General features: G+C 71.2%; 22 protein-coding genes. 17 read left to right on the top strand and 5 right to left on the bottom strand.

The window, feature by feature from the left end; translation table 11 throughout:
• Positions 1-15: 15 nt before the first annotated feature.
• On the top strand, positions 16-588 hold the full coding sequence (locus B0E54_RS04365; RefSeq protein ID WP_234581943.1) for a hypothetical protein: 573 nt from the start codon (positions 16-18) through the stop codon (positions 586-588).
• Positions 589-651: 63 nt separating this feature from the next.
• Here B0E54_RS04365 and B0E54_RS04360 read toward each other — a convergent pair whose 3' ends face one another.
• Positions 652-945, bottom strand: a complete 294-nt coding sequence (locus tag B0E54_RS04360; protein WP_039908212.1) for a ferredoxin — start codon at positions 943-945, stop codon at positions 652-654.
• Between the two features lie 178 nt (positions 946-1,123).
• Between B0E54_RS04360 and arc the strand changes: the two genes are divergently transcribed.
• The 6 genes from arc (at position 1,124) to prcA (ending at position 7,397) form a co-directional block, all read left to right on the top strand.
• Entirely contained in the window at positions 1,124-2,908 is a 1,785-nt protein-coding gene (arc, locus tag B0E54_RS04355; protein ID WP_234581942.1) for a proteasome ATPase, read from the top strand.
• 293 nt (positions 2,909-3,201) lie between these two features.
• Positions 3,202-4,719 (top strand): depupylase/deamidase Dop, encoded by a 1,518-nt coding sequence (gene dop / locus B0E54_RS04350; protein WP_357490263.1) that lies wholly within the window; start codon positions 3,202-3,204, stop codon positions 4,717-4,719.
• Between the two features lie 104 nt (positions 4,720-4,823).
• Positions 4,824-5,039, top strand: a complete 216-nt coding sequence (locus B0E54_RS04345) for a ubiquitin-like protein Pup (protein ID WP_030332902.1) — start codon at positions 4,824-4,826, stop codon at positions 5,037-5,039.
• Positions 5,040-5,060: 21 nt separating this feature from the next.
• Entirely contained in the window at positions 5,061-5,747 is a 687-nt protein-coding gene (locus tag B0E54_RS04340) for an endonuclease VII domain-containing protein (RefSeq protein ID WP_234581941.1), read from the top strand.
• Entirely contained in the window at positions 5,666-6,505 is an 840-nt protein-coding gene (gene prcB, locus B0E54_RS04335) for a proteasome subunit beta (RefSeq protein WP_234581940.1), read from the top strand. Before B0E54_RS04340 ends, prcB begins: the two co-directional genes overlap by 82 nt.
• A gap of 61 nt (positions 6,506-6,566) precedes the next feature.
• Entirely contained in the window at positions 6,567-7,397 is an 831-nt protein-coding gene (gene prcA / locus B0E54_RS04330; RefSeq protein WP_234581939.1) for a proteasome subunit alpha, read from the top strand.
• A gap of 229 nt (positions 7,398-7,626) precedes the next feature.
• Here the strand turns inward: prcA and rfbB are convergent, their stop codons facing one another.
• The gene (rfbB, locus tag B0E54_RS04325) at positions 7,627-8,628 is read right to left on the bottom strand and encodes a dTDP-glucose 4,6-dehydratase (RefSeq protein ID WP_234581938.1); all 1,002 of its coding nucleotides are present in this window, start codon (positions 8,626-8,628) and stop codon (positions 7,627-7,629) included.
• 91 nt (positions 8,629-8,719) lie between these two features.
• Here rfbB and rfbA point away from each other — a divergent pair, with 91 nt between their 5' ends.
• From rfbA to B0E54_RS04305, 4 genes are all read left to right on the top strand, one after another.
• Positions 8,720-9,604, top strand: a complete 885-nt coding sequence (gene rfbA, locus B0E54_RS04320) for a glucose-1-phosphate thymidylyltransferase RfbA (RefSeq protein WP_234581937.1) — start codon at positions 8,720-8,722, stop codon at positions 9,602-9,604.
• A 123-nt stretch (positions 9,605-9,727) separates the two neighbouring features.
• A complete protein-coding gene (gene pafA / locus B0E54_RS04315; protein ID WP_234581936.1) occupies positions 9,728-11,086 on the top strand; it encodes a Pup--protein ligase in 1,359 nt (452 codons plus the stop codon).
• A gap of 68 nt (positions 11,087-11,154) precedes the next feature.
• Positions 11,155-11,358 carry a hypothetical protein gene (locus tag B0E54_RS04310; RefSeq protein WP_234581935.1) on the top strand — a complete coding sequence of 68 codons (204 nt, stop codon included), beginning with the start codon at positions 11,155-11,157 and terminating at the stop codon, positions 11,356-11,358.
• 154 nt (positions 11,359-11,512) lie between these two features.
• On the top strand, positions 11,513-12,655 hold the full coding sequence (locus tag B0E54_RS04305; protein WP_234581934.1) for an oxalate decarboxylase family bicupin: 1,143 nt from the start codon (positions 11,513-11,515) through the stop codon (positions 12,653-12,655).
• Between the two features lie 11 nt (positions 12,656-12,666).
• On the opposite strand, the gene B0E54_RS04300 is transcribed toward B0E54_RS04305, so the two are convergent.
• Both B0E54_RS04300 and B0E54_RS04295 read right to left on the bottom strand, forming a co-directional pair.
• A complete protein-coding gene (locus B0E54_RS04300; protein WP_234581933.1) occupies positions 12,667-13,752 on the bottom strand; it encodes a DUF3866 family protein in 1,086 nt (361 codons plus the stop codon).
• A 56-nt stretch (positions 13,753-13,808) separates the two neighbouring features.
• Positions 13,809-14,810 carry a cation diffusion facilitator family transporter gene (locus B0E54_RS04295; protein ID WP_234581932.1) on the bottom strand — a complete coding sequence of 334 codons (1,002 nt, stop codon included), beginning with the start codon at positions 14,808-14,810 and terminating at the stop codon, positions 13,809-13,811.
• A 119-nt stretch (positions 14,811-14,929) separates the two neighbouring features.
• On the opposite strand from B0E54_RS04295, the gene B0E54_RS04290 reads away from it, so the two are divergent.
• The 6 genes from B0E54_RS04290 to B0E54_RS04265 all read left to right on the top strand — a co-directional run bounded on the left by B0E54_RS04290 (position 14,930) and on the right by B0E54_RS04265 (position 19,861).
• Positions 14,930-15,928: a YafY family protein gene (locus B0E54_RS04290; protein WP_234581931.1), complete on the top strand. Its 999-nt coding sequence runs from the start codon at positions 14,930-14,932 to the stop codon at positions 15,926-15,928.
• A complete protein-coding gene (locus B0E54_RS04285) occupies positions 15,925-16,983 on the top strand; it encodes a YafY family protein (protein WP_234581930.1) in 1,059 nt (352 codons plus the stop codon). Before B0E54_RS04290 ends, B0E54_RS04285 begins: the two co-directional genes overlap by 4 nt.
• Before the next feature lie 10 nt (positions 16,984-16,993).
• Entirely contained in the window at positions 16,994-17,239 is a 246-nt protein-coding gene (locus B0E54_RS04280; protein ID WP_234581929.1) for a hypothetical protein, read from the top strand.
• A gap of 181 nt (positions 17,240-17,420) precedes the next feature.
• Positions 17,421-17,735, top strand: a complete 315-nt coding sequence (gene tatA / locus B0E54_RS04275; RefSeq protein ID WP_124855346.1) for a Sec-independent protein translocase subunit TatA — start codon at positions 17,421-17,423, stop codon at positions 17,733-17,735.
• 18 nt (positions 17,736-17,753) lie between these two features.
• Complete coding sequence (gene tatC / locus B0E54_RS04270; RefSeq protein ID WP_234581928.1) at positions 17,754-18,704, top strand: twin-arginine translocase subunit TatC; 951 nt, start codon at positions 17,754-17,756, stop codon at positions 18,702-18,704.
• Between the two features lie 272 nt (positions 18,705-18,976).
• A complete protein-coding gene (locus tag B0E54_RS04265; protein WP_234582031.1) occupies positions 18,977-19,861 on the top strand; it encodes a diacylglycerol kinase family protein in 885 nt (294 codons plus the stop codon).
• On the opposite strand, the gene B0E54_RS04260 is transcribed toward B0E54_RS04265, so the two are convergent.
• A complete protein-coding gene (locus B0E54_RS04260) occupies positions 19,824-20,741 on the bottom strand; it encodes a DMT family transporter (RefSeq protein WP_234581927.1) in 918 nt (305 codons plus the stop codon). The genes B0E54_RS04265 and B0E54_RS04260 overlap by 38 nt on opposite strands.
• Positions 20,742-20,855 lie beyond the last annotated feature (114 nt).

Raw genomic sequence — 20,855 nt, 5'->3', positions numbered from 1 at the left:
GGGGGAGGCGGCGGCATGAGCCGACCGGGTTACGGCGGCGGCGACCTGCCCGCCGTGTTTCCGGACTGGTCGCCCTATCAGGACCTGGAGTCGGCGGCGCGGGCCTATCTGCGCGACCCGGACGTCGCCCTGGAAGCGCTCGGCGGAGTGCTGCGCGGCGCCTCGGTGCTCGGCTTCACCCTGGAACGCTTCGTCAACGAGGTCAACGGCGTGTGGCAGGAGGTCGTCGTCTGCGACGGCAGCCGGCTGATCCTCTGGCACGGCGAGGACGTGCCGCCGGGGGAGGGGCCGCCGGGATCGATGACGTCGTCCCTGCGGGTCGTACCGGTCTCCACGGTCACCGAGGTGGGCTGTCGGCGGCGGCTCAACCGCTCCGACAGCGGCGAGATCCGAGTCGACAGCATCGACGTCTACCTGCTGCTCACCTCGTTGGACGAGGCGCCGCCGAGCGAGGACATGGCGGGTACGCCCCGGCACGACGCGCTGCGCTTCGGCAAGACACTCGACGACGGTGGCGCCGGGCAGATCGCCCGGCTGGAGGAGTTCGCCCGGCTGGTGGCGTCGGTGGTCGGCCGCCCGATGCTCTGAGTCAACCCCTGTTCGGGTCGAGCCGGCGTCGCGCGGTCCGCGCGACGCCGGCGCCCGTTCGGCTCAGTCGTCCTCGGCGTCCGGGCCGGCGACCTCGACGCCGTCGCCACGCACCACGTGGATGCAGTCGCCCGGACACTCCTTCGCGGAGTCGATCACTTCGAGGCGCAGGTGCGCGGGCACGTCCACCCGGCTGCCCGGCGCCATCCGCAGCTCACCGTCGACGCCCTTGACGTACGCCAGGCCGTCGATGTCGAACTCGAACACCTCCGGCGCGTACTGCACGCAGAGCCCGTCACCCGTGCAGAGATCCTGGTCCACCCAGACCTGCAACTGGTCGGTCGCGACCTCGGCCACCGGTGCACCCCCCATGTTCTCCCGTACCAGCCTCCGACGGTACCCGAACGCCCGTACCGGCCCGGCAGGCCACCCTTGGCGATCAAGGTTCGGTGACGAGGGTGTTGCGTGGGACCGAATCGGGCTCATAGCGGCTAGTGTTAGCTCAGAACGTTCAAGCCCCCCGGGGAGGTGGGACGTGGCAGCACGCAGCGACGACGCGGACTCGCGCGCCGCACGGTGGGAGAAGGAAGCCCACGATCTCTCCACGCAGGTCGCGTTCCTTCAGGAGGAACTCGCCCTGGTGCGGCGGAAGTTGACCGAAAGCCCCCGACACGTCCGGCAGCTCGAAGAGCGGCTGGCGGCCACCCAGGCACAGTTGGCGCGGCTGACCGAGAACAACGACCGGCTGGTGAGCACCCTCAAGGAGGCTCGCACGCAGATCGTCACGCTCAAGGAGGAGATCGACCGGCTCGCGCAGCCGCCGAGTGGCTACGGAGTCTTCCTGGCCAAACACGACGACGGGACGGTGGACGTCTTCACCGGCGGCCGCAAGCTGCGGGTGGCCGTCTCGCCCTCACTGGACGTGGACGAGTTGCGCCGCGGTCAGGAGGTCCTGCTCAACGACGCGCTCAACATCGTCGACGCGTTCGGGTACGAGCGGGTCGGTGAGGTCGTGATGCTCAAGGAGATCCTGGAGGGACCGAACGGCGGGCCGGGCGACCGGGCGCTGGTGGTCTCCCACTCCGACGAGGAGCGCATCGTGCACCTCGCCGAGACGCTCATCGGCTCGGCGATCCGGGCCGGCGACTCGCTCATGATCGAGCCCCGCTCGGCGTACGCGTACGAGCGGATCCCGAAGAGCGAGGTCGAGGAGTTGGTCCTGGAGGAGGTGCCCGACGTCGACTACGGCGACATCGGTGGCCTCCAGTCGCAGATCGAGCAGATCCGCGACGCGGTGGAGTTGCCGTTCCTGCACGCGGACCTGTTCCGCGAGCACCAGCTCCGCCCGCCCAAGGGCATCCTGCTCTACGGGCCGCCCGGCTGCGGCAAGACGCTCATCGCCAAGGCGGTGGCCAACTCGCTGGCCAAGAAGATCGCCGAGCGCCAGGGCAAGGAGAAGCACACCAGCTTCTTCCTGAACATCAAGGGCCCGGAGCTGCTCAACAAGTACGTCGGCGAGACCGAGCGGCACATCCGGCTGATCTTCCAGCGGGCTCGGGAGAAGGCCGGCGAGGGCACCCCGGTGATCGTGTTCTTCGACGAGATGGACTCGATCTTCCGGACCCGCGGCTCCGGCGTCTCCTCCGACGTGGAGAACACGATCGTTCCGCAGCTGCTCAGTGAGATCGACGGCGTGGAGGGTCTGGAGAACGTCATCGTCATCGGCGCCTCCAACCGGGAAGACATGATCGACCCGGCGATCCTGCGCCCCGGTCGGCTCGACGTGAAAATCAAGATCGAGCGACCGGACGCCGAGGCGGCGAAGGACATCTTCTCCAAGTACATCCTCTCCGGGCTCCCGCTGCACCCGGACGACCTCGCCGAACACGGAGCCGACCCCCAGGCCACCGTCGCCGCGATGATCGACGCCGTGGTGCTGCGGATGTACTCCGAAACCGAGGAGAACCGCTTCCTCGAGGTCACCTACGCCAACGGCGACAAGGAAGTCCTCTACTTCAAGGACTTCAACTCCGGCGCGATGATCCAGAACATCGTCGACCGGAGCAAGAAGATGGCCATCAAGGAATTCCTCACCTCCGGTCGCAAGGGCATGCGCCTGCAGCACCTGCTCGACGCCTGCGTCGACGAGTTCCGCGAGAACGAGGACCTGCCCAACACCACCAACCCCGACGACTGGGCCCGCATCTCCGGCAAGAAGGGCGAGCGGATCGTCTACATCCGCACGCTCGTCTCCGGCGGCAAGGGCGCCGAGGCCGGCCGGTCCATCGAGACCGCCAGCAACACCGGCCAGTACCTCTGAACAAACGGTGACGGTAGGGGCCCGGGACGCGACGCGTCCCGGGCCCCTACCCGTCGCGCCGGCCGGCCCCACGCGCCGCGGCCGAGCCGGGGACCCCGACGGCCAACCGTCGTGACCCTCTGCGGGCTGACGCCCGCGGGTCACCACCGTGCCAATGATCATCAAGTACTGAGCGCGCCGCCACGGGCCGACACCCGGTGACCCGCCCGCACCGGCGTGCCCCCGTCCCCGAACAGTCGGACTACGCTCGACATGACGGGGGACCGGGTCGGGCGAGCGAAGCGGGTAGGTCGATGAGCGTAAGACGGATCATGGGCACCGAGGTCGAGTACGGCATCTCCGTGCCCGGCCAGGCCGGAGCCAACCCGATGGTCACCTCGTCCCAGGTGGTCAACGCCTACGGGGCCCGGCCCGAGCTCAACCGGGGCGGACGTGCCCGCTGGGACTACGAGGAGGAATCGCCGCTGCGCGACGCCCGCGGCTTCACCTACTCCGGGGCCGCCTACGACCCCGCCGAGGCGCTCGCCGACGAGGACCTCGGCCTGGCCAACGTGATACTCACCAACGGCGCACGCCTCTACGTGGACCACGCCCACCCCGAATACTCCACCCCCGAGGTCACCACGCCCCGCGACATCGTGCGCTGGGACAAGGCCGGCGAGCGGGTCATGGCCGAGGCGTCGCGCCGGGCCGCCACCATCCCCGGCAGCCAGCCGATCCACCTCTACAAGAACAACACCGACAACAAGGGCGCCAGCTACGGCGCTCACGAGAACTACCTGATGCGCCGGCAGACCCCGTTCGCCGACATCGTGGCGTACCTGACGCCGTTCTTCGTGACCCGACAGATCGTCTGCGGCGCCGGCCGCGTCGGCATCGGGCAGGACGGCGGGCAGAGCGGCTTCCAGATCTCCCAGCGCGCCGACTTCTTCGAGGTCGAGGTCGGCCTGGAGACCACCCTCAAGCGGCCGATCATCAACACCCGCGACGAGCCGCACGCCGACGCCGACAAGTACCGCCGGCTGCACGTCATCATCGGCGACGCCAACCTCTCCGAGATCTCCACCTACCTCAAGGTCGGCACCACCGCGCTGATCCTCACCATGATCGAGGAGAAGGCGCTCGGCGCCGACCTCGGCATCGCCGACCCGGTCAGCGAACTGCGCGCGGTCAGCCACGACCCCTCGCTCACGCACCTCATGAGGCTGCGCGACGGCCGCCGGCTGACCGCCCTGGACGTGCAGTGGGCGTACCTGGAGCGGGTGCGGTCCTTTGTCGACGACCGCTACGGCACCGACGTCGACGAGCAGACCGCCGACGTGCTGGACCGCTGGGAGGACGTGCTGGACCGGCTCGGCCGCGACCCGATGCTCTGCGCCGACGAGCTGGACTGGGTGGCCAAGCTGCGGCTGCTGGAGGGCTACCGCGAGCGGGAGAAGCTCGGCTGGGGCTCGCACAAGCTCCAACTCGTCGACCTGCAGTACTCCGACGTACGCCCGGACAAGGGCCTCTACAACCGGCTGGTCTCCCGAGGGGCGATGAAGACGCTGCTCACCGACGAGGAGACCCGCAGCGCCATGACCGAGCCCCCGGAGGACACCCGGGCCTACTTCCGTGGCCGCTGCCTCGCCCAGTACGCCTCCGAGGTGGTCGCCGCGAGCTGGGACTCGGTGATCTTCGACGTGGGTCGCGAGTCGCTCGTCCGGGTGCCGATGATGGAGCCGGAGCGGGGCACCCGCGCCCACGTCGGCGCCCTGTTCGACCGCTGCGCCAGCGCCAAGGACCTGTTGGAGACGTTGACCGGCGGCTGAACGCGCCGCCGAATGCCCGCTGTGCGTCGCAAGCCGGCGCGCGGCGGGCTTTTCGTCGTCCGAGCGAGGTAAGTTCATCGCAGACGATCGTGGAGGAGGCAGCAATGGCCACTCATGACAGCGGCGGCCAGTCGCAGTCCGGCAAGTCCCGTCAGGGCGAGGAGATCGAGGACGTCACCACGGAGGCCAACCCCGAGGTGGCCGAGCGGCACGCCGAGATCACCGAGGACGTCGACGACCTCCTCGACGAAATCGACTCCGTCCTGGAAGAGAACGCAGAGGAGTTCGTCAGGGGTTATGTACAAAAAGGAGGTCAGTGAACATATAGGGTTAATTCGGACATGCCTTACGTGAGTGATGATCACGACGGACTTCGCCGCTGTCGAGACTGCGGCGAATGGAAGTCGCTCGATGATTTCTGCGCCAGTTCGAAGCGGCCAGATGGGCGGGGCAGCTACTGCAAGCCCTGCTTCAACGTGCGGTCCAAGGCAAGTTACGCGCGTCGGGTAAAGGCCAAGTTCGATCGTGAGGTGCGGGCAGGGCGGGTCGTGCCAGAGGGACACAGGTACTGCCCGGCATGCGAGGTGGCCAAGCCGTTCGATGCCTTTCCCCGGAACCGGGCGGACAGCTCCGGGTATGCCAGCTACTGCAAGCCCTGCCACAACACCAGGACCAGAGAGACGAAAGAAAGGCTGTACGGGGGTAACCGCGAATACCACCTACGGCAGCGCTACGGCATCGGGGAGAAGGAGTTTCAGGAGCTCCTGGCCGAGCAGGGCGGGGTCTGCGCGATCTGCGGCGGCGCGGACCCGCAACATCTGGACCACGATCATCGCACCGGATGGGTGCGCGGGATACTCTGCTTCAACTGCAACGGTGGTCTTGGCCAGTTCCGTGACAGTCCTACGAGGCTGGCCAGGGCGATCACGTACCTGAGAGGAACCACGTGGCAGCGGGCTTTGATCCATCCGGGCGTCTACCAGATGTGTTCACCAACGCGGGGACGTCCTCCTTCACCACGTTTCTGAGCCGGGTGGCGCCCGAGATGCTGCCCGGTCGTCGGCCGCTGCCGCCGGGCATGGCCGCCGACCTGGCGCCGCACGCGACCACCATCGTGGCGATCTCGGCCGCCGGCGGTGTGGTGATGGCCGGCGACCGACGGGCCACCATGGGCAACCTGATCGCCCAGCGCGACATCGAGAAGGTGCACCCCGCCGACGCGTACTCGCTGGTCGGCATCGCGGGCACCGCGGGCATCGGCATCGAGCTGATGCGACTGTTCCAGGTGGAGCTGGAGCACTACGAGAAGATCGAGGGCGCGATGCTCTCGCTCGACGGCAAGGCCAACCGGCTGGCGTCGATGATCCGGGGCAACCTGGGCGCGGCCATGCAGGGCCTGGCGGTGGTGCCGCTGTTCGCCGGCTTCGACCTGGCCGCCGCCGACCCGGCGCGGGCGGGGCGGATCTTCAGCTTCGACGTGACCGGTGGCCCCTACGAGGAGACCGGGTACGACGCGATCGGCTCGGGCTCGCTGTTTGCGAAGTCGGCGTTGAAGAAGCGCTTCCGGGCCGGCCTGTCCGTGGACGACGCGACCCGGCTCGCGGTCGAGGCGCTCTACGACGCGGCCGACGACGACACCGCGACCGGTGGACCGGACCTGACCCGCCGGATCTATCCGGTGGTGATGACCGCTACCGCCGAGGGCACCCGCCGGTTGACCGACACCGAGACGGCGGCGATCGCCGAGGGTGTGGTCGCCGGCCGGATGGAGAACCCGGGCGGATGAGCCCCGTCCACCCCCACCAGTCCGCAGTCGTCAGCACAGCGCCGTAAGGAGAACCGCCGCCGTGGCCATGCAGTTCTACGCCTCGCCCGAACAGATCATGCGCGACCGCTCCGAGCTGGCCCGCAAGGGCATCGCTCGGGGTCGCAGCGCGGTGGTCCTGAGCTACTCCGGCGGGGTGCTCTTCGTCGCGGAGAACCTCTCCAGCGCCCTGCACAAGGTCAGCGAGATCTACGACCGGATCGGCTTCGCCGCTGTCGGTCGGTACAACGAGTTCGAGAATCTGCGTCGGGCGGGCGTGCGGATGGCCGACCTGAACGGCCTGAGCTACGACCGGCGTGACGTCACCGGGCGGGCGCTCGCCAACGCGTTCGCGCAGACGCTCGGCGCGATCTTCACCGAGCAGTCGAAGCCGTTCGAGGTGGAGATCTGTGTCGCGGAGGTCGGGGCGACTCCGGACGACGACGAGCTGTACCGGCTCACCTATGACGGGTCGGTCAACGACGAGCCCGGCCGGATGGCCATGGGTGGTCAGGCCGAGGCGATCACCGGTGTGCTGAAGTCCCAGCACCGGGCGGACATGTCCCTCGGCGAGGCGGCCCGGGTGGCGGTGCAGGCGTTGAGCAGCGTCGGTGGTGAGGGCGGCGCGGCCCGCACGATCGCCGCCAACCAGCTCGAGGTGGCGGTGCTGGACCGCCAGCGGGTGGGTCGTACGTTCCGTCGGATCACGGGCGCGGCGCTGACGGCGCTGCTGGACGGTGATGTCGCGGCAGCCGAGCAGCCGGCCGAGGCGGGAGGGCCGGACACGCCGGCGCAGCCGACCACGGAGGCGCACAAGCCGACGACGTCGGCGGGCTCCGCCGATCTGGAGGACAAGCCGGCGGACGGCAAGTAGCGCGCGTCGTGTCGGCGGGCGGCCCGGAGGAACGGGGTGCCCGCCGACGGCGTTGAACGCCCTGTCCTGGCTCGGCTCCACCGAGCTTGTACGTGTGGTCGCATGGACCGACGACGGGGCCGTTGAAGCCGTTTCGGTCGCCGGTAATGGCGGAGGCGAACGGTGGTGTGCCAGCCCGGAAGCAGTGGCCGACTCGCGGCGGCCCGATCGTCGGCGTCGGACGACCGGGTCATGCGGCCGGTGCGGCCTTCAACGGCTCCCACCAGGCCCGGTTTTCGCGGTACCACTGCACGGTCTGCGCCAGGCCGTCGGCGAGGTCGATGCTCGGGGCGTACCCCAACTCTTGTTTGATCTTGGTGATGTCCAGCGAGTAGCGGCGGTCGTGGCCCTTGCGGTCGGCGACCGGGACGACCCGGTCCCAGTCGGCGCCGCAGGCATCCAGCAGCAGGCCGGTCAGCTCCTTGTTGGTCAGTTCCGTGCCGCCGCCGATGTGGTAGACCTCGCCGCCACGGCCCTTCTGCGCAACCAGCGCGATGCCCCGGCAGTGGTCGTGCACGTGCAGCCAGTCGCGGATGTTGCCGCCATCGCCGTAGAGGGGAACGGTGCCGCCGTCGAGCAGGTTGGTGACGAACAGCGGGATGACCTTCTCGGGGAACTGGTACGGCCCGTAGTTGTTGGAGCAGCGGGTGACCACCACGTCCATGCCGTGGGTGCGGTGGTAGGCCAGGGCGAGCAGGTCGGAGCCGGCCTTCGAGGCCGAGTACGGCGAGGTCGGTGCGAGCGGCCAGGTCTCGGTCCAGGAGCCCTCGTCGATGGACCCGTACACCTCGTCGGTGGAGACGTGCACGAAGCGGCCGGTGCCGTGGCGCAGCGCGGCGTCCAGCAGGGTCTGCGTGCCGAGCACGTTGGTGGTGACGAACGGCGCGGGGCCGGCGATCGAGCGGTCGACGTGCGATTCCGCCGCGAAGTGCACGATCACGTCGTGCCCGGGGACCACCTCGTCGACGACGGTCGGGTCGCAGATGTCGCCCTGGACGAAGCGCAGCCGCGGGTCGTCGCGCACCGGGTCGAGGTTCGCCAGGTTGCCCGAGTAGGTGAGCTTGTCGAGCACGGTCACGCCGGCGGGGTCGACCACGGGCACACCCGAGGCGGTGCCACCAGGCTCGCCCAGCAGCATGCGGACGAATTCTGAACCGATGAATCCGGCGCCGCCGGTGACGAGGAACCTCACGTGTCCAGGAGTGTACGCGAAGCGGTGGGCCCGGCTGTCCGGCAAAAACCGACATGCGACGGGCTGGTTGGTTGCGGCTAAGCTCCCCCGGGTGCGCGGAATCGTACTCGCTGGCGGCACCGGCTCTCGGCTCTGGCCGATCACGCGGGCAGTGTCCAAGCAGCTGATGCCGATCTTCGACAAGCCGATGATCTACTACCCGCTCTCCACGCTGGTGATGTCCGGTGTGCGGGAGATCCTGATGATCACCACACCGGAGGACCAGGACCAGTTCCGCCGGTTGCTCGGCGACGGCAGCCAGTTCGGACTGCGGCTGGAGTACGTCACGCAGGCCCGCCCGGAGGGCATCGCCCAGGCGTTCATCCTCGGCGCGGAGTTCATCGGCGACGATTCGGTGGGGCTGATCCTCGGCGACAACATCTTCCACGGCGTCGGTCTGGGTCGGCAGTTGGCCACCCACAGCGACCTCGTCGGCGGCCGGGTGTTCGCGTACCCGGTGTCCAACCCGCAGGATTACGGCGTGGTGGACTTCGACGCCGAGGGTCGGGTGCTCTCGATCGAGGAGAAGCCGGCTCGGCCGAAGTCGCGCTACGCGGTGCCCGGCCTGTACTTCTACGACAACCGCGTGGTGGACATCGCCCACAAGATCACGCCCAGCGCCCGGGGCGAGCTGGAGATCACGGCGGTCAACGAGGTGTACCGGGAGACCGGTGAGCTGACCGTCACCCTGCTGGACCGGGGCACGGCCTGGCTGGACACCGGCACGTTCGCCTCGATGATGCAGGCCGGCGAGTTCGTCCGGGTGATCGAGGAGCGGCAGGGCCTGAAGATCGGTTGCGTCGAGGAGGTGGCCTGGCGGGCCGGCCTCATCGACGACGACCAGCTGGCCGCGCTCGCCGAGCCGCTGACCAAGAGCGGCTTCGGCGACTACCTGTTCGGTCTGCTGACCGAGAAGAACGCGCCGTTGACCCGATGAAGATCCGGGAGCGAGCCTCGGGCCGGACGGAATGTCGCACTCAACCGTTATGTGAACACCCCCGGAGTACGACCTGTGGTGTGACAGTGACGAACCGGGCCTCCGGGCGGCTAATGTCTCATCATGGAGCGGCGAATCTTCGGCCTCGAGACCGAGTACGGCGTCACCTGCACCTATCGCGGGCAGCGGCGGCTGTCCCCGGACGAGGTCGCGCGGTATCTGTTCCGGCGCGTCGTGTCCTGGGGCCGGTCGAGCAACGTGTTCCTGCGCAACGGAGCCCGTCTCTACCTGGACGTCGGGTCGCATCCGGAGTACGCGACACCGGAGTGCGACTCGGTGACCGACCTGGTGGCCCACGACCGGGCCGGCGAGCGGATCCTGGAGGGGCTGCTCGTCGATGCGGAGAAGCGGCTGCACGACGAGGGCATCGCAGGTGAGATCTACCTGTTCAAGAACAACACCGACTCGGCCGGCAACTCGTACGGCTGCCACGAGAACTACCTGGTCTCGCGGCACGGCGAGTTCGGCCGGCTCGCTGACGTGCTCATCCCGTTCCTGGTCACCCGGCAGTTGATCTGTGGGGCCGGCAAGGTCCTGCAGACCCCGCGTGGCGCGGTCTACTGCCTGTCCCAGCGGGCCGAGCACATCTGGGAGGGCGTCTCCTCGGCGACGACCCGCAGCCGGCCGATCATCAACACGCGCGACGAGCCGCACGCCGACGCCGAGCGCTACCGGCGCCTGCACGTGATCGTCGGCGACTCGAACATGAACGAGGTCACCACGCTGCTCAAGGTCGGCACCGCCGACATCGTGCTGCGGATGATCGAGGCCGGGGTCGTCATGCGGGACCTGTCGCTGGAGAACCCGATCCGGGCGATCCGCGAGGTGTCGCACGACATCACCGGTCGGCGCAAGGTGCGGCTGGCCTCCGGCAAGGAGGTCAGCGCGCTGGACATCCAGCAGGAGTACCTGGCCAAGGCCACCGAGTTCGTCGAGCGTCGCGGCGGCGACCAGGCCGCCAAGCGGGTCGTCGAGCTGTGGGGCCGGGTGCTCAACGCCGTGGAGAGCGGCGATCTGGAGCCGGTCTCGCGCGAGATCGACTGGGTCAGCAAGCTGCGGCTGATCGAGCGCTACCAGCGCAAGCACGACCTGCCGCTGTCCCACCCCCGGGTCGCGCAGATGGACCTGGCGTACCACGACGTGCGCCGTGGGCGTGGCCTCTACGGGCTGCTGGAGCGTCGCGGCGAGGTGGACCGGGTGGCCACCGACCCGGAGATCTTCGAGGCCAAGGAGACCCCGCCGCAGACCACGCGGGCGCGGCTGCGCGGCGAGTTCATCCGGCACGCCCAGGAGAAGCGGCGCGACTTCACCGTCGACTGGGTGCACCTGAAGCTCAACGACCAGGCGCAGCGCACCGTGCTCTGCAAGGACCCCTTCCGGGCGTACGACGAGCGCGTGGAGCGGTTGATCGCCAGCATGTGACGGGTGTGCCGGCCCCGGCGGTGGTGTGCCGCCGACGGGGTCGGCCGGCCCGGTAGGCTGGGCCCGCCATGACGACTTCTGGACCATCCGACCGTTCCGAGCGCTCCGAGCGCGGCACCGAACGGCAGAACTGGGTCGAACGCCGGCGGGAGAAGATCCGCGCCGAGGTCGACCGCAACCGGCGCGGTGAGTACACCGTGCCGACGTGGGTGCTGGCCCTGGCGCTGGTGCTCATCGTGGGCGGCTGGCTCGCCCTGATCTTCCTCTCCTGATCCCTCCGCGCTGTCGCGCGAGCGGTGACCCACCGGGGCCAGAGGTTGGCCCGGCCGGGTCGCGTCGACGGGTACCCGCCGATGCCGCCGCCGCGGGGGGCCCGCCCGCCCACCGCGCCGACGACACCCGGACGCGACGACGCGGGAGGCGATCATGGACGACGACCGGACGGTGCCGCAGCCGGAACGCGGTGGGGGAGGCTGGCAGGACCCCGGTCCGCGCGACGTGGTCCGGGACCGGCAGAATCCCGATCTGCTGACCCCGCCGAGCACGGATGCGGGGACGCTGCCCAACCTGCGGTTCTCGTTCTCCGACGCGCACACCCGCGTGCAACGCGGCGGCTGGACCCGCGAGGTGACCGTACGGGAGCTGCCAATTGCCACCGAGCTCAGCGGCGTGGACATGGCGCTGGAACCGGGCGGCTACCGGGAGATGCACTGGCACAAGCAGTCCGAGTGGGCGTACGTGTCGCGCGGCAGCGCCCGGATCAGTGCCGTCGACCAGGAGGGCCGCAACTTCCTCGACGACGTACGCGCCGGGGACCTGTGGTTCTTCCCGCAGGGGGTGCCACACCACATCCAGGCGCTCGATGAGGGCGTGGAGTTCCTGCTCGTCTTCGACGACGGCGCGTTCACCGAGAACAGCACGTTCCTGATCAGCGACTTCTTCGCGCACACCCCGAAGGATGTGCTGGCCAAGAACTTCGGCTGGCGACCCGAGCAGCTCGACTCGATCCCGGAGCGGGAGAGGTACATCTTCGCGGGGCAGGTGCCGCCGCCGCTGGACCGCGACAAGGTGGTCAGCCCGAGCGGGGACCTGCCCCGCAGCCTGAGCCACCGGCTGCTCGCGCAGCAGCCACAACGGTTCGCCGGCGGCCAGGTCCGCATCGCCGACGTCACCCAGTTCCCGGCGGCCACCACGATCTGCGCCGCGCTGGTCGAGGTCGACCCGGGTGGGATGCGCGAGCTGCACTGGCACCCCACCGACGACGAGTGGCAGTACTACCTCTCCGGCCACGGCCGGATGGGCGTGTTCGCCTCTCAGGGCGTGGCGGGCACCTTCGACATGCGCTCGGGTGACGTCGGGTACGTGCCGTTCGCCTACGGCCACTACATCGAGAACCTCGGCACCGAACCGCTGGTCTTCCTGGAGATGTTCCGCAAGCCCCGGTTCGAGTCCGTCTCGCTGACCCAGTGGATGGCGAACACCCCGGCCCAGGTCAGCGCCGACACCCTCAACCTTCCCCGAGAGCTGATCGAAGCCCTACCAAGAGACCAACGCCCGGTGATCCGCTGACCCCGGGTGGGTTAGGGGAGGTGGGTGGTGGCGTGGCGGCCGGCGGCGGCGGCCGTCAGGAAGTAGGCGTGGTCGGCGTCCAGGTTGCGGCCCATCGTGGACAGCGGCACGGCGCTGGCGCGCAGCGCGGCGTCGAGGCCGGCGGTGGGCACCCGGACGATCCGGTGTCGGGCCGTCAGCGGCGCCAGCGCCGCGTCGACCTCGGCCGCGAGGGCCGGGTCCAGGTCGTCGGGCACCACCAGCTCCGCCGGGGCGAGGGCGACCCGGCCGTACGCGGTGAGGCTGTGGTGCGACACGCCCCGGTGTCGGGGGCGGGGGTCGGCGTCGGAGATGCGCAGTGAGCCGATCGGGCGGCCGCCGAGCGTGGCGATCGCGTTGACGGCCTCGCCGACGGCGACGCCGGAGAAACCCCACCGGGTGCCGGTGCCCAGGTTGCCGGGCCCCTGGGCCACGATGGCCACGTCCGCGTGCAGCACGTGGCGGGCGGCGAGCAGACCGCCGTGCAGGGTGGTGGCCTCCAGGTCGCCGCCGAACGCCTGCCCGACGGTGATCGTCCCGGCCAGTTCGGCGCGCAGCCCGGCGAGCGTGCGGGAGAACCAGGCCGGCAACGCCCCGCCGTCGGTGAGCAGGTACGCCACCCGGGCCTGCGGGGCCTCGGCCCGGATGCCGGCCAGGATCGCCGGCAGGGCCGAGTGCAGGTCGGCGGTGACCACCGGCATTCCACCCAGGTCGTCGGTGTCGGCCAGCAGGGCCCGGTGCGGGCTGGCCTCCTCGTCGACGCCGAGCAGGATCGGCTGCAACGGGGTGTAGCGGGCCTTGACCAGGTGCCCGGCGTCGCGGGTGTCACCGGCGTCCGGCGGGTCCGGCGGCAGCCGGTCCGGCAGGGCCACCACGAGGGCGTAGCCACCGGTGCCCAACCCCATCAGCAGCGCGCCCGCGTTGAGCAGCACCCGGTCACCCGGCTCGGGCGTGCCGACCAGCTCGGGATAGGCCAGCGCCCGCATGCGCGTGCCGTCGGGCAGGTCGACGTCGAGTTCCACCGCCCCGGTCCACTGCCGCCGCAACGCCGCCACCGTCCCCGCCCGCCATCGCACCATGACGGGCACGCTAGCCGCGCGGGCGCGGCGGACCGCGACCGGGTGCGACCCCGGCCTCAGGTCGGTTCGTCGCCGGTGGGCGTGGGCGGCGCGGCCTGGGTGTGCCGGGCGGTGCCGGTGACGCCCGGCTGCGAGCGGGTGGGGTCGAGGAAGACGAAACGGATCTCCGGGTACCGCCCGGTGAGCCGCCGCTCGGCCTCGTCGGCGGTGGCCTCGATGGCCGCGCCGGTGGCCTCGTCGCGGAAGTCGACCTTCGCGGCGACGAGGATGTCGTCCGGGCCGAGCTGCATCGTCAGCAGGGTGTCGATGCGTTCCACCTCGGGCAGCCCGGCCAGGTCGCGTTCGATCTCGCGGCGCAGCCGCTCCGGAACGGCCCGGCCGACCAGCAGCGACAGGTTGTTGCTGGCCAGGATCCCGGCGACGGTCAGCAGCAGCAACCCGATCAGGATCGACGCGACGCCGTCCCACACCTCGTCGCCGGTGGCCTCGGACAGGCCGACGCCCAGCGCGGCCAGCAGCAGGCCGATCAGGGCCGCGCTGTCCTCCAGGAAGACCGCCTTGACCGTGGTGTCGGCGGTCAGTCGCAGGAACCGCCGAGGTGTCGTCTGCCAGCGCGCAGACTCGCGGCGGACCTGCCGCACGGCCCGGGCCAGCGAGATCGACTCGATGACGAACGACACCGCCAGCACGATGTACGAGATCAGATAGTCGCCGCTGTGCTCGTGCACGAGGATCGTGGTGACGCCGTGGGTGACGGCGAAGCCGGCGCCGGCCACGAAGGTGAACATGGCGGCGAAGAACGCCCAGACGTAGCTCTCCTTGCCGTACCCGAAGGGGTGTCGTCGGTCGGCCGGGCGGGCCCCGCGGCGCAGCGCCTGGAACAGCAGCACCTCGGTGGTCGTGTCGGCGACCGAGTGCGCCGCCTCGGAGAGCATCGCGGCCGACCCGGAGATCAGCCCGGCGATCAGCTTGGCGATCGCGATGGCGAGGTTGGCGGCGCCCGCGACGACCACCGTGCCGACGCTTTCGCTCTCGGTCTTCATCTCGCCCTGCGACATGAGGGCAACACTATGGCGGCGGGCGGCGGCTCGCCGGGGGAGGGGCTCGATCCGAACAAGTGTGCGGCACGCCCGCGTGGGTGCACGTCCTTGGCGTGTCGGCTGCTAGCGTCTACCGCGTGTCGCGGACCCGCACCGAACGCCTGGTCAACCTGGTGATCTGCCTCCTGTCCACGCGACGGTTCCTGACCGCCGCGCAGATCGCCGCGACCGTGCCCGGCTACGAGCACGACCCCGACGACGCGCGCGACCATGAGGCGTTCCAGCGCAAGTTCGAGCGGGACAAGGCCGAGCTGCGCGAGCTGGGCGTGCCGCTGGAGACCGGCACGGCCAGTGTCTTCGACGCCGAGCCCGGCTACCGCATCGCCCACCGTGAGTACGCGCTGCCCGACATCCCCCTGGAACCCGACGAGGCCGCCGCGGTCGGCATCGCCGCCCGTCTGTGGCAGCACGCCGGGCTGGCCGCCGCCGCGTCGTCCGGGCTGGCCAAGCTGCGTGCCGCCGGGGTGGACGTCGACCCGCAGGCCACCCTCGGCCTGGAGCCGATGGTCACCGTCGATCCGGCGTTCGCGCCGCTGACGGCCGCCGCGCGGGACCGCCGCGAGGTCGGATTCGACTACCGGGTGCCCGACCAGGACGCGCCCACCCGCCGCCGCCTCCAGCCGTGGGGCGTGGTCTGCTGGCGCGGGCGGTGGTACGTGGTGGGCCACGACCTGGACCGCGCGGCGACCCGCTGCTTCCGCCTGTCCCGGGTGGTCGGCGCTGTCCGGGTCACCGGCGCATCCGGCGCGTACGAGCCACCGGCCGGCGTCGACCTGATCAGCCACGTGGCCCGTTGGTCCGGGCCGGTGGAGCGCACCGGCCGGGCCACCGTGCTGGCGGCGTCCGGGCGGGCCGCCGGTCTGCGCCGCTGGGCGGTGGAGGTGACCGCCGGGCCGGACGGCGACCACCTCGTCCTGCCGTACGCCGACCCGGACTCTCTGGCCGGCCAACTCGTCGGGTACGGCCCGGACGTGCGGGTGCTCGACCCGCCGGAGGTCCGCGAAGCGGTCATCCAGCGACTCAAGGAGATCGCCGTCCGGCACGACGAGCTGACCGTCACCGGGGGTGCCCGATGACGCGTCCGGCCGCCCGCGGCGGTTCCCGCGCCTCCGCAGACCGACTGGCGCGGCTGCTCAACCTGGTTCCCTACCTGCTGGCCCGGCCTGGCATCGAGATCGCCGAGGCGGCCGGTGACCTGGGCGTCACCGAACGGCAGCTCCGGGAGGACCTGGAGCTCCTGTGGGTGTGTGGGCTGCCCGGTTACGGCCCCGGTGACCTGATCGACATGGCGTTCGACGGCGACCGGGTGACCATCACCTACGACGCCGGCATCGACCGGCCGCTGCGGCTCACCCCCGACGAGGCCCTCGCGCTCGTGGTGGCGCTGCGCATGCTCGCCGAGACCCCCGGCGTGGCCAACCGGGAGGCCATCGAACGCGCCCTCGCGAAGATCGAGGACGCCGCCGGTGACCTGGTGGGCGCACCGGTCGCGGTCCGGCTGCCCGGGGACACCCGGCGGGTCGAGGCGCTGCGCGCCGCCGTCGAGGGCGGAAAGGCGCTGCGGATCACCTACTACACGGCGGCCCGGGACGAGACCACCGAGCGCGTCGTCGACCCGCTGCGGATGCTGATGGTCGGCGGCCGGGCGTACGTGGAGGCGTGGTGCCGGCGCGCGGAGGCCGTCCGGCTGTTCCGGGCCGACCGGATCGACGCGATCACCGAGCTGGACGAGCCGGCCACCGTCCCGCCGCAGGCCGTCCCGCACGACCTCACCGAGGGTGTGTTCCGGCCGTCGCCGGACCTGCCGCTGATCACCCTGCGGATCGGGCGGGGCGAGCGGTGGATCACCGAGTACTACCCGTGCGAGCGGGTGGAGGCCGGCGACGGCGACCAGTGGCTCGTCTCGCTGCGGGTGACCGACCTGGGGTGGGCGCGGCGGTTCGTGCTGGGCCTGGGCCCGGACGTCACAGTGGTCGCCCCGGTCGAGCTGGCCGAGCAGGTCCGGGCGACCGCGGCCGCCGCGCTCGACGCGTACGCCGTGCCGGCGGCCGTTCCCCGGCGCGCGCCGGCCGATTCCGTGCCGGTCGGCGTGCCGTCGGGCGATCCGGCGGTGCCTGCCCGCACCCAGTAGGCTGACCGGCGTGCTGATCTGGATCGTGCTCGCGGTGGTGCTGCTCCCGCTCGTGGCGCTCGCGCTGGCCGTACGCCCGGTGGTGAGCCGGCTGCCCCAGCTGCGCCGCGCCGCGGTGGCGTTGCAGCGGCGGGCCACCGAGGCGGAGGCGCTACGGGAGACCGCCGAGGCGTTGCAGCAGCGCGCCGAGGGTGTCCAGCGCCAGCTCGACACCGCCCAGCAGCGACTCGCCGTGATCAAGGCCAAGCGCGGCTGACCGACCTCTGCCGGCCACCGCCGTCACCCGGTCGGGTGGCGATGGTTGACTGATCATCGCGGTTGGTCAAGACTTCACCGGCCGGGCCCTGATCATCATCCCCGGCCTGTGGCATTCGGTCCATCCGCACGTACGATGGGCTGCGTATCACCCCCCGGACACAGAGCGACTGGAGCTTCTCATGGGTGCCCTCAAGCCGTGGCACATCGCAGTTCTCGTGGTTGTGCTGATCCTGCTCTTCGGTGCGAAGCGGCTTCCCGACGCGGCCCGCTCGCTGGGTCGCTCGCTGCGGATCATCAAGGCCGAGACCAAGAGCCTGCAGGACGACGACCGCGACCTGGCCGAGAAGGCCGACGCGCAGGCCGGCTACCAGCCGCTGCCGCCGCACGCCGGCCAGCAGGCGCCGTACGCCGGGCAGCCGCAGCAGGCGCCGTACCAGCAGGCGCCGCCGCAGCAGCCGGTCGTCGACCCGGTGCACCGCGTCCGCGACAACTGACCGAAGGGCCCCACCACAGTGGCCTTCGCCCTGCGTAAGCGCGGCCCGAGCACCTTCGAACGGGCCGCCGACGGCTCGATGACGCTCATCGAGCACGTCCGTGAGCTGCGCAACCGTCTGTTCCGCGCCTCGCTGGCGATCCTTGTCGGCTTCGGTTTCGGCATCTGGCTGGCCGAGCCGGTGCGGCACCTGCTGTCGCAGCCGTACTGCGACCTGCCGGGGTCGAAGGACGCGTCCGGCAAGTGCCTGTTCGTCCAGCTCGGCCCGGCGGACCTCTTCCTGCTGAACCTGAAGATCGGCCTCTGGGTGGGCCTGATCATCGCGGCGCCGATCTGGCTCTACCAGCTCTGGGCGTTCATCGCGCCCGGTCTGCACCGGCACGAGCGGCGCTACGCGTACGCGTTCACGGCCCTGGCGGCACCGCTCTTCGCCGCCGGTGCGGTGCTGGCGTTCTTCGTCACCGCCAAGGGCCTCGAGTTCCTGATGAACGTGTCCGGCGATGACATCTCGACGACCCTGGAAGTCACCCGCTACATCTCGTTCGTCACCAACCTGATCCTGCTGTTCGGGGTGGCGTTCGAGTTCCCGCTGATCGTGCTGATGCTCAACTTCGTGGGCCTCGCCAGCGCGAAGCGGCTGCTCAGCTGGTGGCGGGTGGCGATCTTCGTGTTCTTCGCGTTCTCCGCCGTGGTCACCCCCACGCCGGACCCGTTCGGGATGACCGCCCTGGCGGTCTGCCTCTCCGCGCTCTACTTCGGGGCGGTCGGCGTGGCGTTCATCAACGACCGGCGGCGTGGGCGGGGCAAGGAGGTCTACGCCGGTCTCGACGACGACGAGGTCTCGCCGCTGGAGTTCGACACGGACCCGGTCGTGGCCGGGCAGCGGGTCGACGCGACAGCGCCGATCGGTGCGCCCGAACCGATCGCGAAGCCGGCGCCCATCGAACGCCGCTACGACGACATGACCTGACGGCCCCGCGCCGCCGGACTGCACCGACGCCGTCCCCGCCTGCCGGGGGCGGCGTCGTCGTGTCAGCGGCCCCGCAGGGCGCTCACCCGACGCGCCGGCGGCGAGACTGATCGTGACGTCGGCCGCCCCGGGTGAACAGCGGGTGTCCGACCGGTACGGTGCTGCCCGTGACCGCAGACGATCACCTGTCCGGCCCGCCCACCGACGGCCCGGGCGAGCGCACCCCTTCCGCCGGCGACCCGGTCGAGCGCGCCCGGGATGAGGGTGGCCCGGTGGCCGTGCTCGTCAACCCGACGGCCGGCCGGGGACGGCACCGGGCGCTGCTGCCCCGGCTGCTGGACGGGCTGGCCGCCGCCGGCCGGCCGGTCCGGAAGCTGTCGGCGTCCGACCCGGACGAGGCGGAGGCGGCGTGTCGTACCGCGGTCGCCGACGGTGTCGACGCGCTTGTCGCTATCGGCGGGGACGGCACCGTGCACCGGGCCATGCAGGCCGTCGCCGGCACCGACGTGCCGTTCGGGCCGGTGCCGGCCGGCACCGGCAACGACTTCGCCCTCGACACCGGCTTCCCGGCCGATCCCGTCGCCGCCGTGGCGGTGATCGCCGAGGCGCTGCGCGCCGGTCGGGCCCGCGTCGTCGACCTGGCCCGGATGGCCGGCGTCGACGGGGCCGAGCGTTGGTACGGGGCGGTCCTCGCGGCGGGCTTCGACGCGATCGTCAACGAGCGCGCCAACCGGATGCGCTGGCCGCGCGGCCCCCGCCGGTACGACCTGGCGATCGTGGTCGAGCTGGCCCGGCTCCGGCCGCGCCGCTACACGCTGCGCCTCGACGGGGTGCCGCACGAGCTGGACGCGGTGCTGGTGGCGGTGGGCAACTGCCCGACGTACGGCGGGGGGATGCGGATCTGTCCCGACGCCGACCCGACCGACGGGCTGCTCGACGTGGTGGTGGCCGGTCGCGTCGACCGGCGAACCCTGATCCGGGTCAAGCCGCGCATCTACCAGGGCACCCACGTGAGCCACCCGCTGGTGAGCAGCTACCGGGCCCGCACCGTGGAGTTGGCCGCCGACGACATCGTCACGTACGCCGACGGGGAACGCTCGCTGCGCCTGCCGGTGACGATCACCGCTGTGCCGGGGGCTCTACGACTGCTGCTCTGACCCGTACCGCGCCGATGCTGGCGGCGATGACCAGCACGATGGCGGCGCATTCCAGGAGCGTCAGCGCCTGCCGCAGCACCAGCCATCCGGCGAGGGTGGCGATGGCCGGGCCGAGGCTCATCAGCACCGCAAAGGTGGCGGTGGGCATCCGGCGCAGCGCCAGCAGTTCCAGGGTGTACGGCAGTCCGGAGGCGAGGACCGCGAGGGCGGTGCCCAGCGCCAGCACCTGCGGGTCGAGCAGGGCGGCGCCGCCGTCGACGATGCCCAGGGGCAGGGTGACCAGCGCGGCGAGGGTCAGCGCGAGGGCCAGCCCGTCCGCGCCCGGGAACCGGTCGCCGACCCGCGCGCTGAGCACGATGTACGCCGCCCACATGGCGCCCGCGCCGAACGCGAAGGCCACCCCCGCCGGGTTGAGCCGGTCGAAGCCGCCCTGCCCGAGCAGCGCCACCCCGGCCAGCGCGAGCCCCGCCCAGCACCAGCTCGCCAGCCGACGGGCGGTGAACACCGACAGAGCGAGGGGGCCGAGCACCTCCAGGGTCACCGTCGGGCCGAGCGGGATCCGCTCGATGGCCTGGTAGAACAGCGAGTTCATGCCGGCCAGGGCCAGCCCGAACGCGCCGGCCGCGAGCCAGGCCGAGCGGTCGTGCCCGCGCAGCCGGGGCCGGCACACGATGAGCAGCAGCACGGCCGAGATCGTCAGCCGCAGGGTGACCGCCCCGGCCACCCCGGTACGCGGAAAGAGCAGCGCGGCCAGGGCGGAGCCGAACTGCACCGACAGCGCCCCGCCGAGCACCAGCCCCACGGCGAGCACGCCGCCGCGCCGCTGTGGGGGCGCGTCGGTCGGGCGCGGGTCGGGCAGCAGGGTCTCCGTCACGAGCACGACGCTAGGCGGTCGGCCCGCGGGGATCTGCGGCGGTGTCCACCTCCGGAACAACGCGAGGCGCGTCGCCCGGCAGGTGGCGAGCGGGTCGCGCTTGGGGGATACGAGAACGTC

It is taken from the genome of Micromonospora sp. MH99, assembly GCF_021442385.1.
GTDB lineage: Bacteria > Actinomycetota > Actinomycetes > Mycobacteriales > Micromonosporaceae > Micromonospora.
This window is presented reverse-complemented; position numbering and strand designations above follow the sequence as displayed.